The following is a 16,202-nucleotide window of genomic DNA, read 5'->3' on the forward strand; positions in this document are numbered from 1 at the left end:
TCCGTCCCCTAACGCGGAAGCCGGAGTTCAAAGCTGTCAGGGGAAACGCCGTGGACGGTATCCCGCGCGCGGATGATCACCGTGTCCAGACCCTCGGGAACCGTCACGCCGGACAGCGACCGTGTGAAGGGTTGCTCGTTGACATGAGGATGGAGAAGCACGCGCTCTCCCAGCAGGTTGCCGTCCGGTGTCAGAACCTGCCACAGGTCCGCGTAGTGATCCCAGCCACTGTCCGCATGCTTGAGCGTGACGGAAAAAGTCCAGCTGTTGCCGGACATCTTTGCGGTCGCCCCGACAATGTCGACGTCTCCGGCCATTGACGGTTGCGCTCCGGAAACAGGAGCAAGGACCATGAACGCCAGTACAGCTATGCGAAACATCTGAAAAAAGTGCCTTTCCGGTGAACTGAAGTCGATCTCGGCAGTTTGCAAAGGATGCCAGCTTGATCAAAGTCACGATTGCGTCATAGGTTTCAACACATTGGTTGGGCTGGAAACCACAGGTCTCGGGAGACGACAATGGCCGGACACGGGTCTAAGAAGGTGATCTATGCGGCACTTGCCGGCAATGGGCTGATCGCCGTCACCAAATTTGCCGCCGCCGCCTACACAGGGTCGTCCGCAATGCTTTCGGAAGGCATTCACTCCCTCGTGGATACCGGCAACCAGGGACTGCTGCTTTACGGGCTGAAGAAATCCCGGCAGCCTGCGGACAAACGGCATCCCTTCGGATACGGAGCAGAGCTTTACTTCTGGTCGTTTGTCGTCGCGATCCTGATCTTTGCGGTCGGCTCGGGTGTGTCTATCTATGAAGGCATTCAAAAGGTGCTGTACCCACACCCGGTCACCAGCCCTTATGTCGCTTATGTCGTGCTCGCCCTGGCGATGGTCTTCGAGGCCGTGGCCTGGTGGATCGCCTACAAGGAATTCAACCGGGTGCGCGGCAAGAAGTCGATCATGGCTGCCGTGCGGGACAGCAAGGATCCAACGGTCTTTACCGTCCTGTTCGAGGACAGTGCGGCCATGCTCGGCCTTGTCGTCGCATTCCTGGGCTTGCTCGGCGTACAGTATCTCGGCCTGCCCTGGCTGGACGGGGCCGCTTCGATCATGATCGGGGTTATTCTGGCCGGAACGGCGGCACTGCTGGCCTATGAAACCAAGGGGCTTCTGATTGGAGAAGGTGCTTCGCCGGAGGTACTTGCCAGTATCGAGTCGATCATCGGTGCAACACCGGCCATTCGGAACCTCAACGAGATCCGCACGCTTCACCGCGGCCCCCACGACATCCTGCTGGCGCTTTCGGTCGACTTCATCGACGAGGTCAAGGCCGGGACCGTCGAGGAGACCATCTATTCGCTTGAGCGGACCATCAAGATGCAGATGCCGTCCGTGACCCGGCTGTTCATCGAGGTCCAGGCGGAGGAGCATCATGAGGAGATGCTTGCGGAGGAAAAGGCGGCGACCGGCCGGGACGACGCGTAAAACCAGGTCCCCGAAAAACTTGCGCCCCGGCGGCGGCATGGTCATTCTGATTGCCGGAGGAGTGCCATGCCAGACACACCGGACACGGTCCGTCAAACGTTGCTGTCGCTCAGGGACGAGTTGGAATCCTTGCGCGAAATTTCGGAAGAATCCCGGGCACCGGTGGAACTCGACCAGCAATCTGTCGGCCGTTTGTCCCGCATGGACGCCCTTCAGGGCCAGGCCATGGCCCAGGCTTCCGAACGCCAGCGGCTGGCGCATATACAACGGATCGACGCTGCCTTGCTGCGTCTCGACAAAGGCGACTACGGCGCATGTGCCGAATGCGGGGAACCGATCGCCGACAAACGCCTGAAAGCCGACCCGGCCGCTGCATTCTGCATCAATTGCGCGCGTTGATCCCGCCATCGACATGCCGGCGCAGACCCATCAGGAACCCCCTGACCCGCCGGTTTGTCTCATCGACCCTGAAGGACTGCAGATTGGCTTCGGTCCAGGTTTCTTCCGGTGTGAGGCGTGCTTTCAGGGCCGACAATCCGGCGAGTTCGTCGGTGTCCAGCGGCAGCCGTGCGGCCGTCTCCAGAAGCGAGAGCTGTTCATGGATGCGCCGGAGCACCGACAGGGCCGCGCCCATTCGCGCGCCGAGGGCGGCGTCGTCCCGCCAGGTGCGCCCTCGGAACACTTCCTGCGTGATGACCTGTCCCGCCCCATGGCAATCATAGGCGATACAGCCCTTGAACCCGAGCGCGTCCCGCCGTGAAAACACCTGGCACCGGTCACAGCCATCCAGGTTCGGGCATGGTTCTCCGGCAGCCTTGTCCAGTGCGAATGATTCCGATTTGTCGAAGGCAAAGACCACGCAGCACAGCGCGGCACAATTGGTGCAGTCGGGTTTCAGATCGGTCGATCGTGTCATCCGCCCGCCCCGTGCGCTTGCGGATTTCCGGTGGCTATGACTGCGAGATCAGAAACCGTCGGTTCGGGTGGCATGTCGCCGGTCATTCCTCATTCCCACTCGATCGTGCCCGGGGGTTTTGAGGTGATGTCGTATGTGACCCGGTTGATCCCCTGAACCTCGTTGATCAGACGGGTCGCGGTTTCGCCGAGGAACTCGTGGCTGAAGGGGTAGTAGTCCGCCGTCATGCCGTCGACGGAGTTCACCGCGCGCAAGGCACAGGCAAAATCATAGGTGCGCCCGTCGCCCATGACGCCGACCGTCCTGACCGGAAGGATCGCCACGAAGGCCTGCCAGATCTGGTCATAAAGACCATGCTTGCGGATCTGGTCGATATAGACCGCATCTGCCTTGCGCAGGATCTCAAGCTTTTCGCGTGTGATTTCACCCGGGCAGCGGATGGCAAGACCCGGTCCGGGGAACGGGTGACGGCCGATGAAATGATCGGGCAGGCCGAGTTCCCGGCCAAGTGCCCTCACCTCGTCCTTGAACAGTTCACGCAGCGGCTCGACCAGTTTCAGGCCCATTTTTTCCGGCAGGCCGCCAACGTTGTGGTGCGACTTGATGGTCACCGACGGGCCGCCGGAAAAGCTGACGCTTTCGATGACGTCGGGATACAGCGTTCCCTGGGCGAGAAAGTCGGCGCCTTCGATGTCGTTGGCGTGTTTCTGGAAAACGTCGATGAACAGGCGGCCGATGATCTTGCGCTTGGTTTCGGGATCCGAAACACCGTCCAGTTCCCCGAGGAACAGATCGGATTCATCCGCGTGGATCAGTGGAATGTTGTAGTGATCCCGGAACATGGAGACCACTTCGTCCGCCTCGTTCAGGCGCAACAGGCCATGATCGACGAAAACGCAGGTGAGCTGATCACCGATGGCCTCATGGATCAGCACGGCGGCGACCGAACTGTCGACACCGCCGGACAAGCCGCAAATGACCTTCCTGTCGCCGACCTGCTCGCGGATTTTCGCAATCGCGTCATCGCGGTAGGCACCCATGGTCCAGTCGCCCGTGAACCCGGCAAGGCGCACGAAATTCTCGTAGAGTTTCTTGCCGTTCGGCGTGTGATGCACCTCCGGGTGAAACTGGACCGCATAGAAATGGCGCTCGATATCCGCGGTGATCGCGAAGGGTGCGTTCGGAGAAGTGCCGTAGACTTCAAAGCCGGGGGCCAGGCGGCTGACATGATCGCCATGGCTCATCCAGACCTGCTCCCTGCCGTCGGCGAACCAGCCTTCGAGAAGGTCGACTTTCGCGTCCACGGGGGTGACGATGGCCCGGCCGAATTCGGCGGTGCCGCCGCCGCCCGAGATCTTGCCGCCTTCAACCTGGCCGCCGAGCTGCTGCATCATCACCTGCTGGCCGTAGCAGATCCCGAGAATCGGGACGCCCAGCCGATAAACGCTTTCTGGCGGACGCGGCGAGCCTTCCCGGGTCACCGAATCCGGTCCGCCGGAGAAGATCACGGCCCCTGGCGCGAAGGACGCCAGGAACGCATCCGTAACGTTCTGATAGGGATGGATTTCGCAATAGACATTGAGCTCGCGCAGACGCCGCGCGATCAGCTGCGTCACCTGGGAACCGAAGTCGATGATGAGAAGGCGTTGATGCTGGGTCATGGCCCAGCTTCTAACCGGTCTTTTGCGCAATTTGAACCCGAATTTCGCAGCTGTTGCGCTCCCGCACAGGAATTTCCCGGCACGCACGGCCCGTCCATCGGCCGCCGCCGGCCCGTATCCGGCAAACTAATCGGCGGACAAGCTGTGTACGGCCGATTTTCCCTTTTGACCCCTTCATGCGCGCTCCTTACGCTGCCGGGATGCCGCGCGCTTCGCCTGCCCCCAGGACGAAGCGACAGACCGGCGTTTGAGGATATCCGTTCACGATGACCGCAGAAGCCCGCCTTGCGTTTGAAGAAGCCGTTGCCCTGGAGGCGGACGGTCGTGTGGATCAGGCGCTGGTTTCCTATCTGAAGGCGCAGGAACTGTCTCCGGACGACACGGAGATCGCTTACAGGGCGGCGTCTGCTCTTCTTCAGACCGGCTATCTCGATGAGGCGCAATCTCAATTGCGCCGGATCGTGTTCGCCGAACCCGATCACCTGAGCGCGCGCGCCAGCCTCGGCAATTGTCAATTGCTTCTGGGCGACACGGCGAACGCTCTGCAGAATTTTTCCGAGGTTCTGGCCAAAGGGCCCGACAACCGGAATGCGTTGTACGGTCTCGCCAGCGCTTTGCTGAAGGAAAACAGACCCTTCGAGGCGGTCGAGCCGGCGCGGCACCTGGCCGAACTGCTGCCGGATACGCCAGCTGTTCTGACGCTGTTCGCCGACACGATGGCGAAAACCGACCAGAAAGCCGCGGCGATCGCCGCCTACCGGCGCGTGCTGAAGTCGAACCCGGACTACGGTCCGGCCCTGCTCGGCTTGTCGGCGACGCTGCTGTTGAGAAAACGCTTCGACGAGGTCATCGGTCTTTCCATCCGGGCGAGTGAATTAGCGCCGGCCGACCCCTTGCCCCTGGAACTGCTGTCGGATGCCCTTCTTGGAAAGAACGCCCTCGAGGACGCGCGCGAGGCCGCCGAAGCTGCGCTGAAGCTCGAACCGGCGTCGGTGGCCAATCATGTCAGGATCAGCGTACTCAGCCGCAAGCTGGCCGACTACGGCAGCGCGCTGACATACGCGGTGCGCGCGCACGATCTGGATACGACCGCACGGGAAGCCCTCAACGCCCTCGGTACTGTCCTCGCGGCGCTGAAATATCCGGTGCAGGCGCGCTCCGTGCTGACCGGGCTTGCGACGGGAAAGGGTCTGGAGCCGCCGATCCGCAAGTTGGTGGAAGACCTTGTAAAGGCCCAGTCCAACGTCCGGGAAAACGCCGCATCTCAGGACACTCCGTCCGCCGTTGCCGGTTCGCAGCCGGAAGATCCGGCGCCGGGCGAACCCGCACCGGTCTCCGCGCAGCCCGCCGCGCAGGCCCCCTCGCAGACCAAAGTCCCGCTTCAGGGCCGGATGCCGCCGTATCAACCGCGCCCGGAACGCGCGTCGGGGGCGCCTGCCGCCGACGACGTCCCGGTGCCGAATGTGCTGGGACTGCAGCGGCAGGACCGGTCCTGAGCGGACCCTAGTCCGTCCGTTGAAACAGGGCGATGAAGAACCCGTCGGTTCCGGTCGATGCGGGTGTCAGCAGCAGGTCGCCGCGGTCCGAGGCATGCCGGGGGATTTGCGCGCCGGGCAGCAAACGCTGCCAGGATTCAAGCGCTGAAACGGACTGGAACGAAGGATTGTTTACCAGAAACCAGTCGGCCTGGGCCTGGTTTTCCGCAGCCAGAACCGAACAGGTCGCATACGCCAGACGGCCGCCCTTCTTGACATAGCGGCTCGCGCTTTCAAGAACGTTGCGCTGGTCCTGAATGCGGTCCTCCAGTGCTTTTTCCGAAAGCTTCCATTTGGAATCCGGGCGCCTGCGCCAGACGCCGGTGCCGGTGCACGGCGCATCGATGAAGACGAGATCCATCTGGCCGACGAGATCGTCCAGCCCGGCGCTGGCCGGATCGCGCACCTGAACATTGCGCACACCGGCCCGCTGAAGCCGCTCGTGAATGGGGGCCAGACGCAACCGGTCCGCGTCATAGGCGTAGAGCTGACCCTTGTTCTGCATGGCCGCCGCGAACGCAAGTGTCTTGCCGCCGCCGCCGGCGCAATAGTCGAGAACCTGTTCGCCGGGTTTTGCGCCCGCAAGCACCGACACGAGCTGGCTGGCCTCGTCCTGAAGGTCGAACCAGCCTTTCCGGTAGCCTTCCTCGGCCTGGACATGGGGCATGCGCGCCTGGCCCGGCTTGGCTTCGATCCGGATGCCCATCGGGGATGTGGCCGTTGCCACCGCGCCGGTATGCGCGAGGCGCTTCAGGACCTTGTCGCGATCGGATTTCAAGGTGTTGGTTCTCAGGTCTACCGGTGCACGGGTGGCGAGCGCCCTGGCCTCCTCGACGGCGCTGTCGCCGAAAACCTCATGAAAATGCGGCCAGAGCCAGTCCGGGAGATCGGCCTGCTGCGCCGGGGTCAGGTCGTGAACGTCCCCGGTCAGGCAGCCCGTCTCGGCTTCGGAAAGCGGCTCGGGGGCGTGGTGATCCTGGGCAAGGACCTCCGACAGCGTGTCGATGCCCTTGTTCCACGACACGCAGTAGGTCGCGAGGATCAGGCCCCGTGGCGCGCTGTCGCGCATCCTGGCCGTAAGCGAGGCCTTGTTGCGCAGCGCATCGAAGACCAGGTTTCCGATGACCGTGCGGTCGCCCGATCCGGCAAACCTGTGGGCCGCGCCCCACTCCTTCAACGCCACCTGAACGGGACGATGGCGGGTTTCCACCTCGGTGAGTACTTCGATTGCCGCCGCGAGGCGTCCGCCATCTTTCATGATGTGCCTTTGCAGAGCCGCTGTTGTGTCAGCGTCCCGATAAACTGTTAGACGTTGGATGGGTAGTTCGGGCTTTCGCGCGTGATCGTGACGTCGTGGGCATGGCTTTCCCGCAGGCCTGCACCGGAAATACGCACGAAACGCGCTTTTTCCTGGAAATCCTGAATGGTCTTGCCGCCGACATAGCCCATGGCCGCTCTCAGGCCGCCGGACAGCTGGTGCAGAACGCTGCCGAGCGCGCCCTTGTAGGGCACCTGACCTTCGATGCCTTCCGGCACCAGCTTCAGACTGTCACGCACTTCCGCCTGGAAATAGCGGTCCGCAGACCCGCGCGCCATGGCTCCAACGGAGCCCATGCCGCGGTAGGATTTGTAGGAGCGTCCCTGATGCAGATAGACCTCGCCCGGGCTTTCCTCGGTGCCCGCAAGCAGGGATCCGACCATCACGGAGGCCGCGCCGGCGGCAATCGCCTTGGCAAGGTCGCCGGAAAACTTGATGCCGCCATCCGCCACCACCGGCACGCCGTGCTTTTCGGCCTCGCTGACCGAATCCAGGATCGCGGTCAACTGGGGAACGCCGACACCGGCGACGATGCGCGTGGTGCAGATCGACCCCGGCCCGATGCCGACCTTGACGGCGTCCGCTCCGGCGTCGATCAGCGCCTTGGTTCCTTCGGAAGTGGCCACATTGCCGGCCAGCACCTGAACCGAGTTGGACAGGCTCTTCACCCTGGTGACCATGTCCAGAACCTTCTGGGAATGACCATGGGCCGTGTCGACCACAACCATGTCGACACCGGCATCGACCAGCCGTTCAGCGCGGGCAAAGCCTTCTTCGCCGACGCTGGTCGCGGCGGCCACCCGCAAACGCCCCTGATCGTCCTTGGAGGCATTCGGGTTCAGCTGCGCCTTTTCCATGTCCTTCACCGTGATGAGACCGATGCAGTTCCGGTTCTCGTCAATGACCAGCAGTTTTTCGATGCGGTTCTGGTGCAAGAGGCGCTTGGCGTCGTCCTGGCTGACATTCTCGTTGACCGTGACCAGATCGTCCCTGGTCATCAGCTCATGGATCTTCTGGTCCGGATTGGATGCGAAACGCACATCCCTGTTGGTGAGGATGCCGACGAGCTTGCCGGTGATCTGACCACCGGCACCGCCATTGTCGACGACCGGCACGCCGGAAATGCCGAACCGTTTCATCAGGTCCAGGGCATTCTGCAGCGTCGCGTCGGGACCGATCACCAGCGGGTTGACCACCATGCCGGACTCGAATTTCTTGACCATGCGGACTTCTTCCGCCTGGCGGTCCAGCGTCAGGTTGCGGTGAATCACACCGATGCCGCCGGCCTGGGCCATGGCGATGGCCAGGCGGCCTTCGGTCACCGTGTCCATGGCGGACGACAGGATCGGAATATTGAGTTCCAGTTCCCGGGTGACCCTGGTTTTCAGGTCGACTTCACCCGGCATGACTTCCGAGTGACCGGGGATCAGCAGAACATCGTCGAAGGTGAGGGCTTGCTGTCCGGTCGTCGGGACAAAGAAGGATGCCATTGCCAATTCCCCTTAAAAATAAATGTCGCGACGCCGGCCTGTCTATAGAGCCTGCATCTGTCGAGTCGCTTCGGCTGTGCCGGAGAAGTTGGCGCGGGTCAATAACATGCAGGTGACAGAAAGGAAAGGGTAACAGCGACCCTTTTGCAATTTGCCTGCCCGTCCTTCCCGTCCGCCTTTGCGCGCCCGGATGGTCGTAACCGGTTCGGGCGGTGACGTTACATGCTCCGGCGGCGGGAAAATCATGCCTCCGGAGCGTGCCGGAGGACTGGCTGCAGATCCGTCCCTTGCCGGTTACAATGTCCGGTGACAGGAAGGACTTCCGTGCCTGGCGCGGTGTTCAGCTATCGGTCTGCGGATCGCCGCCACGGAATCCTTTCGCGATCACGTAGAGTTCCGGGCTTTCCTTGCGGCTTGCGGGCGGCTTCAGATGGGCAACGGACTTGAACTCGCGCTTCAGATCGTTCAGCAACGCGTGCTCGGTACCGCCGCGAAACACCTTGGACAGGAACGAGCCGCCCGGCACCAGGTTCTGACGCGCAAAATCGATCGCAATTTCAAAGAGGTGCGTCGTGCGCAGATGGTCTGTCTGCTTGTGCCCGGTCGTCGGTGCGGCCATGTCGGACAGGACCACATCGGGTTTCTGTCCGCCGAGCGCCGCCAGCAGGGCGTCGGGGGCGTCGTCGTCCAGGAAATCCTTCATCAGGAAGGTTGTCCCCCGGACGTGGTCCATATCGAGATAGTCGATCCCGACGACTTTTGGCGCGTCGACGGAGGATTGCACTCTTTGAGCGGCAACCTGGCACCAGCCGCCCGGTGCACAGCCAAGGTCGACGACCCTGTAACCCGGCTTCAGCAGCTTGTGCTTGTCGTCGATCTCGATGAGCTTGTAGGCCGCGCGCGATCTGTAGCCGTCCATCTTGGCCCGGCGCACGTAGGGATCGTTCAGTTGCCGGTGCAGCCAGCGCGTGGAGGATTCCCGGCGCCCGGCCGACGTCTTCACCTTGACGTTGAACCCGCGGTCGCCCGTGCCCTTTTTCTGTCCGCTCATGATCCGCTCCTCTGGCGGCTGCGATGGTGCCGCTGTCCGGATCTGCGATGCGACCAGACGCCGTCGGCGGCCATCAGTTCCGTCAATATTCCTTCGCGCAACCCGCGATCGGCAACCCGCAGCCTGGAACAGCTCCAGCGCCGCCGGATGGCCTCGAGTATCGCGCAGCCGGCCAGGACGAGATCCGCCCGATCCGCGCCGATGCAAGGGTTTTCCACGCGCGCCTCATACGGCATGTCGCGCAGTTGATCAATCATCAGCGACACATCTCCGTCTTCCAGCCAGGTGCCGTCGACCCGGCGCCGGTCATAGCGCTTCAGGCCCAGATGCACGCCGGCAAGGGTGGTGACCGTGCCCGAGGTGCCCAGCATGTGTACCCGTCCGGTGGCGATGGCTTCCGTCAGATTGTTCGCGAGGCTGAATTCGGACAGATGGTTGGCCGCATCCTCGACCATGGCCTCGAAGATCTCCGGGGTCACGTGAACACCGCCGTGGCGCTCGGCCAGATTGACCACCCCCACGGGCAGCGAGATCCACGAGCGGATGAAGCGGGTCAGCGCATAGCCTCTGGCACCGCAGCGGTTGCGCAGGTCCAGCCAGACGATTTCCGACGAGCCGCCGCCGATATCGAACAGAATGACCCCGTCGGCGTCATGATCGACCAGGGATGCGCAGCCGGCGACGGCAAGCCGGGCTTCCGTTTCACGGTTGACAACCTCCAGCGCAAGGCCGGTCTCGTCCTTGACCCTGTCGATGAACTGATCGCCGTTTTCCGCGGCCCGGCAGGCCTCGGTCGCAATCAGCCTTGCCCGAACGACACCCCGGTCGGCAAGCTTGCGGTGGCATTGGGCCAGCGCGTCGACAGCCCGGTCCATGGCCGCTTCGCTGAGCCTCAGATGGGCGCCGACGCCTTCGCCAAGACGGACGATCCGGGAAAACGCGTCGACGACACGAAAGCCCCGCTCCTCCGGGCGTGCGATCAGGAGGCGGCAATTGTTGGTTCCAAGATCGAGCGCGGCATAAAGCGGCCCGCCTGCCCGGCCCGCCTGGGCGCGGGGCCTGTGCGTGGCGGCGCGTTCATCGCGCCTGTGGTCCGCGTGTCCGCTCCGGTGAGGGCTGTCGGCCTCGGCCGCAGAGCCGGGTTCCGGGGAAGCCTGTCGGGAGTTGGGGTGGCCGGATTTAGAGTGGCCTGAGGACGCCTGGCGGGACGGCCTTTGCCGGCCCTGTGTGCTGCCCTGTGAGCCGGCGCCCCCACGGCTACCGGCCTGTCGAGCGGCTCCCTGAACCTCCTGCTGACCGGGGACGGCGGTCGTCGCGCCGCCGGCCGTGACGGCGCTTCCAGCCATGCTGTTGACGGGAGTGTTTGTGGATTTACGCCGGCGGCGACCACGTCTGCGGGCCGCTTTTCTGCCCTTCGCGCTGGTCAGTCCGTCCGGCGAAGCTGCGGCGTCCGGATCTTCCTGGCCCTGGCCCTGCCCCTGATCTTTCCCCTGCCCCTGACCATGCCCATGTCCAGTGCCTGCCCCACGGCCGTTCATGCGACCGGCGCGACGACCTTCGGACTCAGCACTGCCGGAAGCATGATCACGGGTCTCATGGCCTCGGGAAACATCTCCACGAGAATCATCGCCACGGGTATCATCGCCACGGGTATCATGAACGCGAGGCTCTTGCATGTCGGCGCGCGCACCGGCTGCCGCAACGCGGCCCTGGCCGCGCTTTCGTTTCCGGGGTCTTCTGCCGCTGTCTTCGCGTGAAGCTTCTGCCGGTGCGGACGAAGCCTGCACCGGGTTTGCCTTGTCGACGTTTCCGTTTTCAGCCGGGACCGGATCCGGTCCCCTCGCCGGCGCAGACCCGGACGCGCCACCTGCGGTGGAACCCGAATCATTGCCTTTTGAACCCTTTGCGGAGCGACGCTTGCGGCGCCGTCTGCCGGGTCCCGCGGACTCCCCCGGAGTCCTGCTGGAAACGGACGCGTCAGCGGTACTGCGCCCGGTATCGGGCGGTTCCTGACCTGACTGAGTCACGTTTATGCCTTTCGGAATCCCGGTGCAGCCGCCGTTTTGTCCGGGCGCGACCGGGAACCATCTCTTTCGTTGCCAAAACTGTAACAGGTTGCCCGGCGCGGGAAAAGCTTTCCATGCTCTGAATGCAGCAACGGCGGTCACTCTCCCGTCTGCTGACGGGTTCGGCCCCGCCTCGCCCTGTCCGGTTCCGCCCGGGCACTCGATTTCAAAAAAAATCCGGAAACGGGTCTTGCAATCAGGAAGATGATGGCTGTATATCCGGCACACCAATCGCGGCGGGCACCGTACCCGTCTCCTTGAAAACGATTGGTCGCTCTTTCAAAGGGCATTGTTGGGGAATAGGTTAACGGTAGACCCACGGACTCTGACTCCGTTAGTCCTGGTTCGAATCCAGGTTCCCCAGCCAACTTTTTCAAGCACTTAACTGGTCTTGCTCTCGCCAAATTGCTCTCGCACACTACGCACACACTTTTTCAGGGGGTGTGTGAGTGATGGAAGCGCATTCGATACTGGGTGGCAAAGTCCGGCTCTATAAGCGTCCACGCAGCAATGCGTGGCAGTGTTCAGCCTACTTGGAAGGCAAGGAATGGCGGGTCAGTTCGCGCCGTTCCAGCCTCAGTCAGGCGAGTGAATTTGCCGAAGATTGGTATCTCGAACTCAGAGGCAAAATCCGCTCAGGTGAGGTCAAGGCCGAGAAGACCTTTGCGGATGCAGCCGAGGTGTTCAGCAAGGAATACGCGGCCATCACCGCAGGCGAGCGTAATGAGCGTTATGTCCAGAACCACACAGGCCGGTTGAACAATCACCTGCTGCCGTTTTTCGGCAAGAAGGGTCTGTCGGAGATTACCCCCGGCATCGTGCAGGAATACCGGATCAAGCGGCTGACGCCGGATGAGAATGGCAAGGTTCCTGCCCGCAGCACGCTCAATCAGGAAATCGTTGTGCTGCGTCAGGTGATGAAGACCGCGAACCGCTATGGCTGGATCGCTCATCTACCGGATTTCTCCACACCCTACCAGATGTCGCGCAAAATCAGCCACCGGGCATGGTTCTCGCCCGAGGACTACAAGAAGCTCTATCAGGCGACCCGCCGCAACGCCAAAGAAGCCGAAGGCAAGAAATGGCAATGGGCTGCAGAACAGATGCATGACTACGTGCTGTTCATGGCCAACACCGGCCTGCGGCCCGATGAGGCCAATAACCTGCAATACCGGGATGTCTCAATCGAAGAGGAAGACGGCCAGACTATTTTGGTGATCGAGGTGCGCGGCAAGCGTGGGGTTGGCTACTGCAAGAGCACTGCCGGAGCCGTGCATCCCTTCAAGCGGCTCAAAGAGCGCAACAAGCCCAAAGCGACCGATCTCGTATTTCCGTCCTACCACGTGAAGGGCTTCAACCGCCTCCTGAAGGACGAAGGTCTTAAATTCGACCGGGACGGCAATCGGCGCACGGCTTACAGCTTACAGCTTACGGCACACCTACATTTGCCTGAGACTGTTGGAGGGGGCGGATATCTATCAAATCGCCAAGAACTGCCGCACCAGCGTCGAAATGATCGAAAAACACTACGCTGCCCACATCAAAACCTAGTTGGACGCCTCAGCTATCAATGTGCGGCGGCGGGCTCCTCGGTGACGACTGTCTGTACCGCCTTGAACGGCAGCTTCTCGATATAGGTTTGCTGGATGACCGCGCTTATCCGGTCTTCAATCGGCGGATGGGTGGCGAGCCAGCTATGAGCATTGGCTCGCAGCATGATGTTGGCATAAGGCGTCTGTTTGGCTGGCGGCGCGGCCTGATCCATATCGATAGCGCGTAAGGCACCAGCCATCGCCTGCGGGCTGGTCAGCACAGCGCCAATGGCATCAGCCCAATATTCGCGGGTGCGGGAAAACCGCATTAACTCGAACTGAGAGGTCGGGGTGAACACCCACAAAGCAATCTGTTTGAACCCGCGAAACAGCAAGAACCAGGTCAGCGCATTCTGAACACCCCGCGCATAGGTCATGCGTGCCATGTCGTTATTGGCAACATGAGCAAGCTCATGCGCCATTACCGCATCGAGCTCTTCTTTGGTAAGTTTGTCGATCGCTCCCTTGGACATTGCAATCAGAGCGTTTTCGCGATTGACACCCATGGCGAAAGCATTGATTTCCTCGCCTTCATACCACCCTACCCACCTGATCGGTGGCAGGTTTAGCTCCCGCGCGAGTTCGTTAATCCGCACGTAGACCGGGTGACCTTCGGAAAACAGCGTCATTCCGACTCTGGCCGCTACGCCAATATTATTACCAACCGAACCAGCGGCAAAAAACCAGCCACCAAACCACGCCCATGCTGGAACGATAATCATACCCATTGAGGAAGATGCTGCCGTCTGAGCCATCAACAGGGGGCCATATAGTAGGAACCCCAAAGGACCAGTGGCCAACATGGCGAAGATACCGGTCGTCAGCAGAACAAAACTGCCGATGACGACGCCAAGCCCGGCGCCAGCCATCATCACGATGACCGTAAACCAAACCGGATTTCTAAGTCGGGTCGGGTCGAGTTTGCGCATGTGTTCCCCCACTTGCTGCTCCGTGCCGCGGGCTAATGAGTTCGTTCTGAAACCACGGCGTAAGACGCGCCTGCACCGGTGGAACACCACGCAGAAAATGAATAGCTGCCCGAGGCTCGCTGGCATTGACGGCTGACAGCAGCCGGATCACCTCATCCGGTGTCATGAGCTTGCGCCCGGTGAGATGCAGGTTGTCCGCAGTGGAATACGAAGCGCCGCCGCCCGCCACGCCGAGGCTACCCGAGGGGATTTCGTAGGCCACGGTGGTATCGCCGAGATAGTTCGATATGAGGTCGGCAGTGTGCGGATCGTCGGTGCCGAAAAAGGTTTTGACCTCAGCCTGCAAAAACGATTTCCATGTAGTCGGATACTTCTGCTCCAGGGTTGGCAGGTCCTGCAGAAAGAACCACAGCCGTGCGCCAGCGCTGGCATGGGTTCGTAACGCGCTTACAAAGCGGTCGTCCGCATCCAGCGACAGGAACTCGTCCAGTACAAACAACACCGGGATATCGGGTTTGCGTCGATTGGCAATCATGGCGTCCAATGCGGTCGCCATCACCAACTGCACAAATGTCGAATACGCGCTCAGCTCTTCAAACGGCAACACGAGATAAACGGTTGCCGGTCTGTCCTTCAAATCCCGAAAATCGAAGTCTGAATGCGCAGTTGCGTCCCGTAGGCCCGACGTGTCCCAGATCCGCAAATGCTGGCTGAGGCTATCGATCAAACGGGGTTGCCCAACATCCCTTGTTTTGGTGGATACCGTTTTCGCTGCATTGCTGATCGCTGGCGGCATTGCCGGATCACTCATTGCATTAAGAAGGCCGTAAAAGTCCTTGTTTAAAGAAGAAAGAACGTCACGAATAGCGCCCATATTCCGGAACTTTGGGGCGGCGTAGCGGGCTGTGAACAGAATGACGCCCGTCAAAAACCCTATCGCTTCGTTGTCAAAGAAGCGTTGCCGGTCATCATCGGTCCTTGGGTAAATCATCTCCGCCAGTTTGGTGGCGTCACGCTCATCCTTCACCATGTCTAACGGGTTAAAGGAATGGCCGATACCGCCGAGTTCCGGCAGATCGAAGGGGTTGAGGATGTAGATCGGCCCGACATTGTCCGCCCGCCATCTTGCTGTTGCCAGCGCTAACTCACCCTTGGGATCGAGCACCACAGCACTGCCCTGATATTGCAGCAGATTGGGAATGATCTGCATGGTTGCTTTGCCGGTACGGGTCGGCGCGACGGTCAGGAGATGGCTTTCCCCTGCCCATTGCAGGTTTTGAGAACTTCCGGTGGCCTGTCCGAGGCTGAGCGCACTGGGGGCTATGTCGGAGGTATCGAAAAGATAGCCAGCTTCTGTTAGCGCGTTGTGCGTTGCCCAAGCCGCCGAGCCATGAATAGGCGGCGGGTTCTTCCGCATCTCTTGCTGCTTGCGCTGTGCCGCATAGGCCTTTCTGGCAACTGCCAGTATTCCTTCATGGTCACGCCCGGCTTTAGCCGCCTCCACGGCGGCTTCTATCGTGATCGGGTCGTAGCCCTCACTCTCAAGCTGGCGGCGCAGCAACCATGCCTTGGCGCCCCGATGGATTCCCACGCCAAGGCGAAGACCGCTGCCGACGGTTTTGAATTCATCGATGGGGCCGCTTCCGGATTTGAACGGCTCGATCTGCATGTTTTTAAGACGATCAAACGGATCGGATGACATGCTCCGCCTCTCCCCAGACGCGTCGCGCAATAAAGAAATACCAATGTTAGAAAATACGTTATGCAAAACTCTGAATTGTGTCCAGTCAGCAAAGGAGAAGGCCGTTCCAATGGAAACGGCCCCTGATGCGAAACTCGGGAGTCAGGAAATCAATCCTTCCCGCTTAAGCTTGCGAAACAACCGGTATGTGTCCGGTATTTCTTTGCAGAAGCCGTAGACGAAGCCCACGGCGAACAGACACCCGTGATAGATACCGGGCAGGATCATGATGATGATCACAGCCAGCATGGCATTGGATGCGAAATTTTGGGCCAGTTCGAGTGTATTGGCGTGCATGGTGTTACCTCGTGAAACGTGACTTTGACGAGGTCTTATGGCGATGCTCTTCAACCAGAACTGACGCCCAACAGACTACACACTTAAACGTTTAGCCGTTGCGTGCTATGGAATTGGCAGATTTG

15 protein-coding genes and 1 tRNA gene are annotated in these 16,202 nt (G+C 61.2%); 6 read left to right on the forward strand and 10 right to left on the reverse strand.

From position 1 onward, the window contains the following. Positions 1-8 precede the first annotated feature (8 nt). Positions 9-317: a hypothetical protein gene (locus WNZ15_RS22295; protein ID WP_342895226.1), complete on the reverse strand. Its 309-nt coding sequence runs from the start codon at positions 315-317 to the stop codon at positions 9-11. 201 nt (positions 318-518) lie between these two features. Here WNZ15_RS22295 and WNZ15_RS22300 point away from each other — a divergent pair, with 201 nt between their 5' ends. Together WNZ15_RS22300 and WNZ15_RS22305 are read left to right on the forward strand one after the other, a co-directional pair. After that, positions 519-1,481, forward strand: a complete 963-nt coding sequence (locus WNZ15_RS22300) for a cation diffusion facilitator family transporter (protein ID WP_342895227.1) — start codon at positions 519-521, stop codon at positions 1,479-1,481. Between the two features lie 66 nt (positions 1,482-1,547). Further along, positions 1,548-1,880, forward strand: coding sequence for a TraR/DksA C4-type zinc finger protein (locus WNZ15_RS22305; protein ID WP_342895228.1), 333 nt, complete (start codon positions 1,548-1,550; stop codon positions 1,878-1,880). On the opposite strand, the gene WNZ15_RS22310 is transcribed toward WNZ15_RS22305, so the two are convergent. Together WNZ15_RS22310 and guaA are read right to left on the reverse strand one after the other, a co-directional pair. Further along, a complete protein-coding gene (locus WNZ15_RS22310; protein ID WP_342895229.1) occupies positions 1,864-2,397 on the reverse strand; it encodes a hypothetical protein in 534 nt (177 codons plus the stop codon). The two genes, WNZ15_RS22305 and WNZ15_RS22310, sit on opposite strands and share 17 nt — an antisense overlap. 89 nt (positions 2,398-2,486) lie before the next feature. After that, positions 2,487-4,058 (reverse strand): glutamine-hydrolyzing GMP synthase, encoded by a 1,572-nt coding sequence (gene guaA, locus WNZ15_RS22315; protein ID WP_342895230.1) that lies wholly within the window; start codon positions 4,056-4,058, stop codon positions 2,487-2,489. A 266-nt stretch (positions 4,059-4,324) separates the two neighbouring features. Between guaA and WNZ15_RS22320 the strand changes: the two genes are divergently transcribed. Continuing rightward, positions 4,325-5,554 carry a tetratricopeptide repeat protein gene (locus tag WNZ15_RS22320; RefSeq protein ID WP_342895231.1) on the forward strand — a complete coding sequence of 410 codons (1,230 nt, stop codon included), beginning with the start codon at positions 4,325-4,327 and terminating at the stop codon, positions 5,552-5,554. A 7-nt stretch (positions 5,555-5,561) separates the two neighbouring features. Here WNZ15_RS22320 and WNZ15_RS22325 read toward each other — a convergent pair whose 3' ends face one another. The 4 genes from WNZ15_RS22325 to WNZ15_RS22340 all read right to left on the reverse strand — a co-directional run bounded on the left by WNZ15_RS22325 (position 5,562) and on the right by WNZ15_RS22340 (position 10,798). Then, positions 5,562-6,851, reverse strand: a complete 1,290-nt coding sequence (locus WNZ15_RS22325; RefSeq protein WP_342895232.1) for an RsmB/NOP family class I SAM-dependent RNA methyltransferase — start codon at positions 6,849-6,851, stop codon at positions 5,562-5,564. A 47-nt stretch (positions 6,852-6,898) separates the two neighbouring features. Beyond that, on the reverse strand, positions 6,899-8,401 hold the full coding sequence (guaB, locus tag WNZ15_RS22330; protein WP_342895233.1) for an IMP dehydrogenase: 1,503 nt from the start codon (positions 8,399-8,401) through the stop codon (positions 6,899-6,901). Positions 8,402-8,741: 340 nt separating this feature from the next. Then, entirely contained in the window at positions 8,742-9,452 is a 711-nt protein-coding gene (locus tag WNZ15_RS22335; RefSeq protein WP_342895234.1) for an RlmE family RNA methyltransferase, read from the reverse strand. After that, a complete protein-coding gene (locus WNZ15_RS22340; protein WP_342895235.1) occupies positions 9,449-10,798 on the reverse strand; it encodes a Ppx/GppA family phosphatase in 1,350 nt (449 codons plus the stop codon). The genes WNZ15_RS22335 and WNZ15_RS22340 overlap by 4 nt, the downstream gene beginning before the upstream one ends. A 162-nt stretch (positions 10,799-10,960) precedes the next feature. Between WNZ15_RS22340 and WNZ15_RS22345 the strand changes: the two genes are divergently transcribed. From WNZ15_RS22345 to WNZ15_RS22355, 3 genes are all read left to right on the forward strand, one after another. Beyond that, on the forward strand, positions 10,961-11,209 hold the full coding sequence (locus tag WNZ15_RS22345) for a hypothetical protein (protein ID WP_342895236.1): 249 nt from the start codon (positions 10,961-10,963) through the stop codon (positions 11,207-11,209). A 602-nt stretch (positions 11,210-11,811) separates the two neighbouring features. Next, positions 11,812-11,885, forward strand: a tRNA-Gln gene (locus WNZ15_RS22350). A gap of 85 nt (positions 11,886-11,970) precedes the next feature. Next, positions 11,971-13,155 carry a site-specific integrase gene (locus WNZ15_RS22355; protein ID WP_342895272.1) on the forward strand — a complete coding sequence of 395 codons (1,185 nt, stop codon included), beginning with the start codon at positions 11,971-11,973 and terminating at the stop codon, positions 13,153-13,155. On the opposite strand, the gene WNZ15_RS22360 is transcribed toward WNZ15_RS22355, so the two are convergent. The 3 genes from WNZ15_RS22360 to WNZ15_RS22370 form a co-directional block, all read right to left on the reverse strand. Then, positions 13,086-14,039: a M48 family metalloprotease gene (locus tag WNZ15_RS22360; protein WP_342895237.1), complete on the reverse strand. Its 954-nt coding sequence runs from the start codon at positions 14,037-14,039 to the stop codon at positions 13,086-13,088. The genes WNZ15_RS22355 and WNZ15_RS22360 overlap by 70 nt on opposite strands. Beyond that, the gene (locus tag WNZ15_RS22365; RefSeq protein WP_342895238.1) at positions 14,011-15,741 is read right to left on the reverse strand and encodes a type IV secretory system conjugative DNA transfer family protein; all 1,731 of its coding nucleotides are present in this window, start codon (positions 15,739-15,741) and stop codon (positions 14,011-14,013) included. The genes WNZ15_RS22360 and WNZ15_RS22365 overlap by 29 nt, the downstream gene beginning before the upstream one ends. Positions 15,742-15,882: 141 nt before the next feature. Beyond that, positions 15,883-16,077, reverse strand: coding sequence for a hypothetical protein (locus WNZ15_RS22370; RefSeq protein WP_342895239.1), 195 nt, complete (start codon positions 16,075-16,077; stop codon positions 15,883-15,885). Between the last annotated feature and the right edge of the window lie 125 nt (positions 16,078-16,202).

Source organism: Roseibium sp. AS2, assembly GCF_038900065.1.
Lineage (GTDB): Bacteria > Pseudomonadota > Alphaproteobacteria > Rhizobiales > Stappiaceae > Roseibium.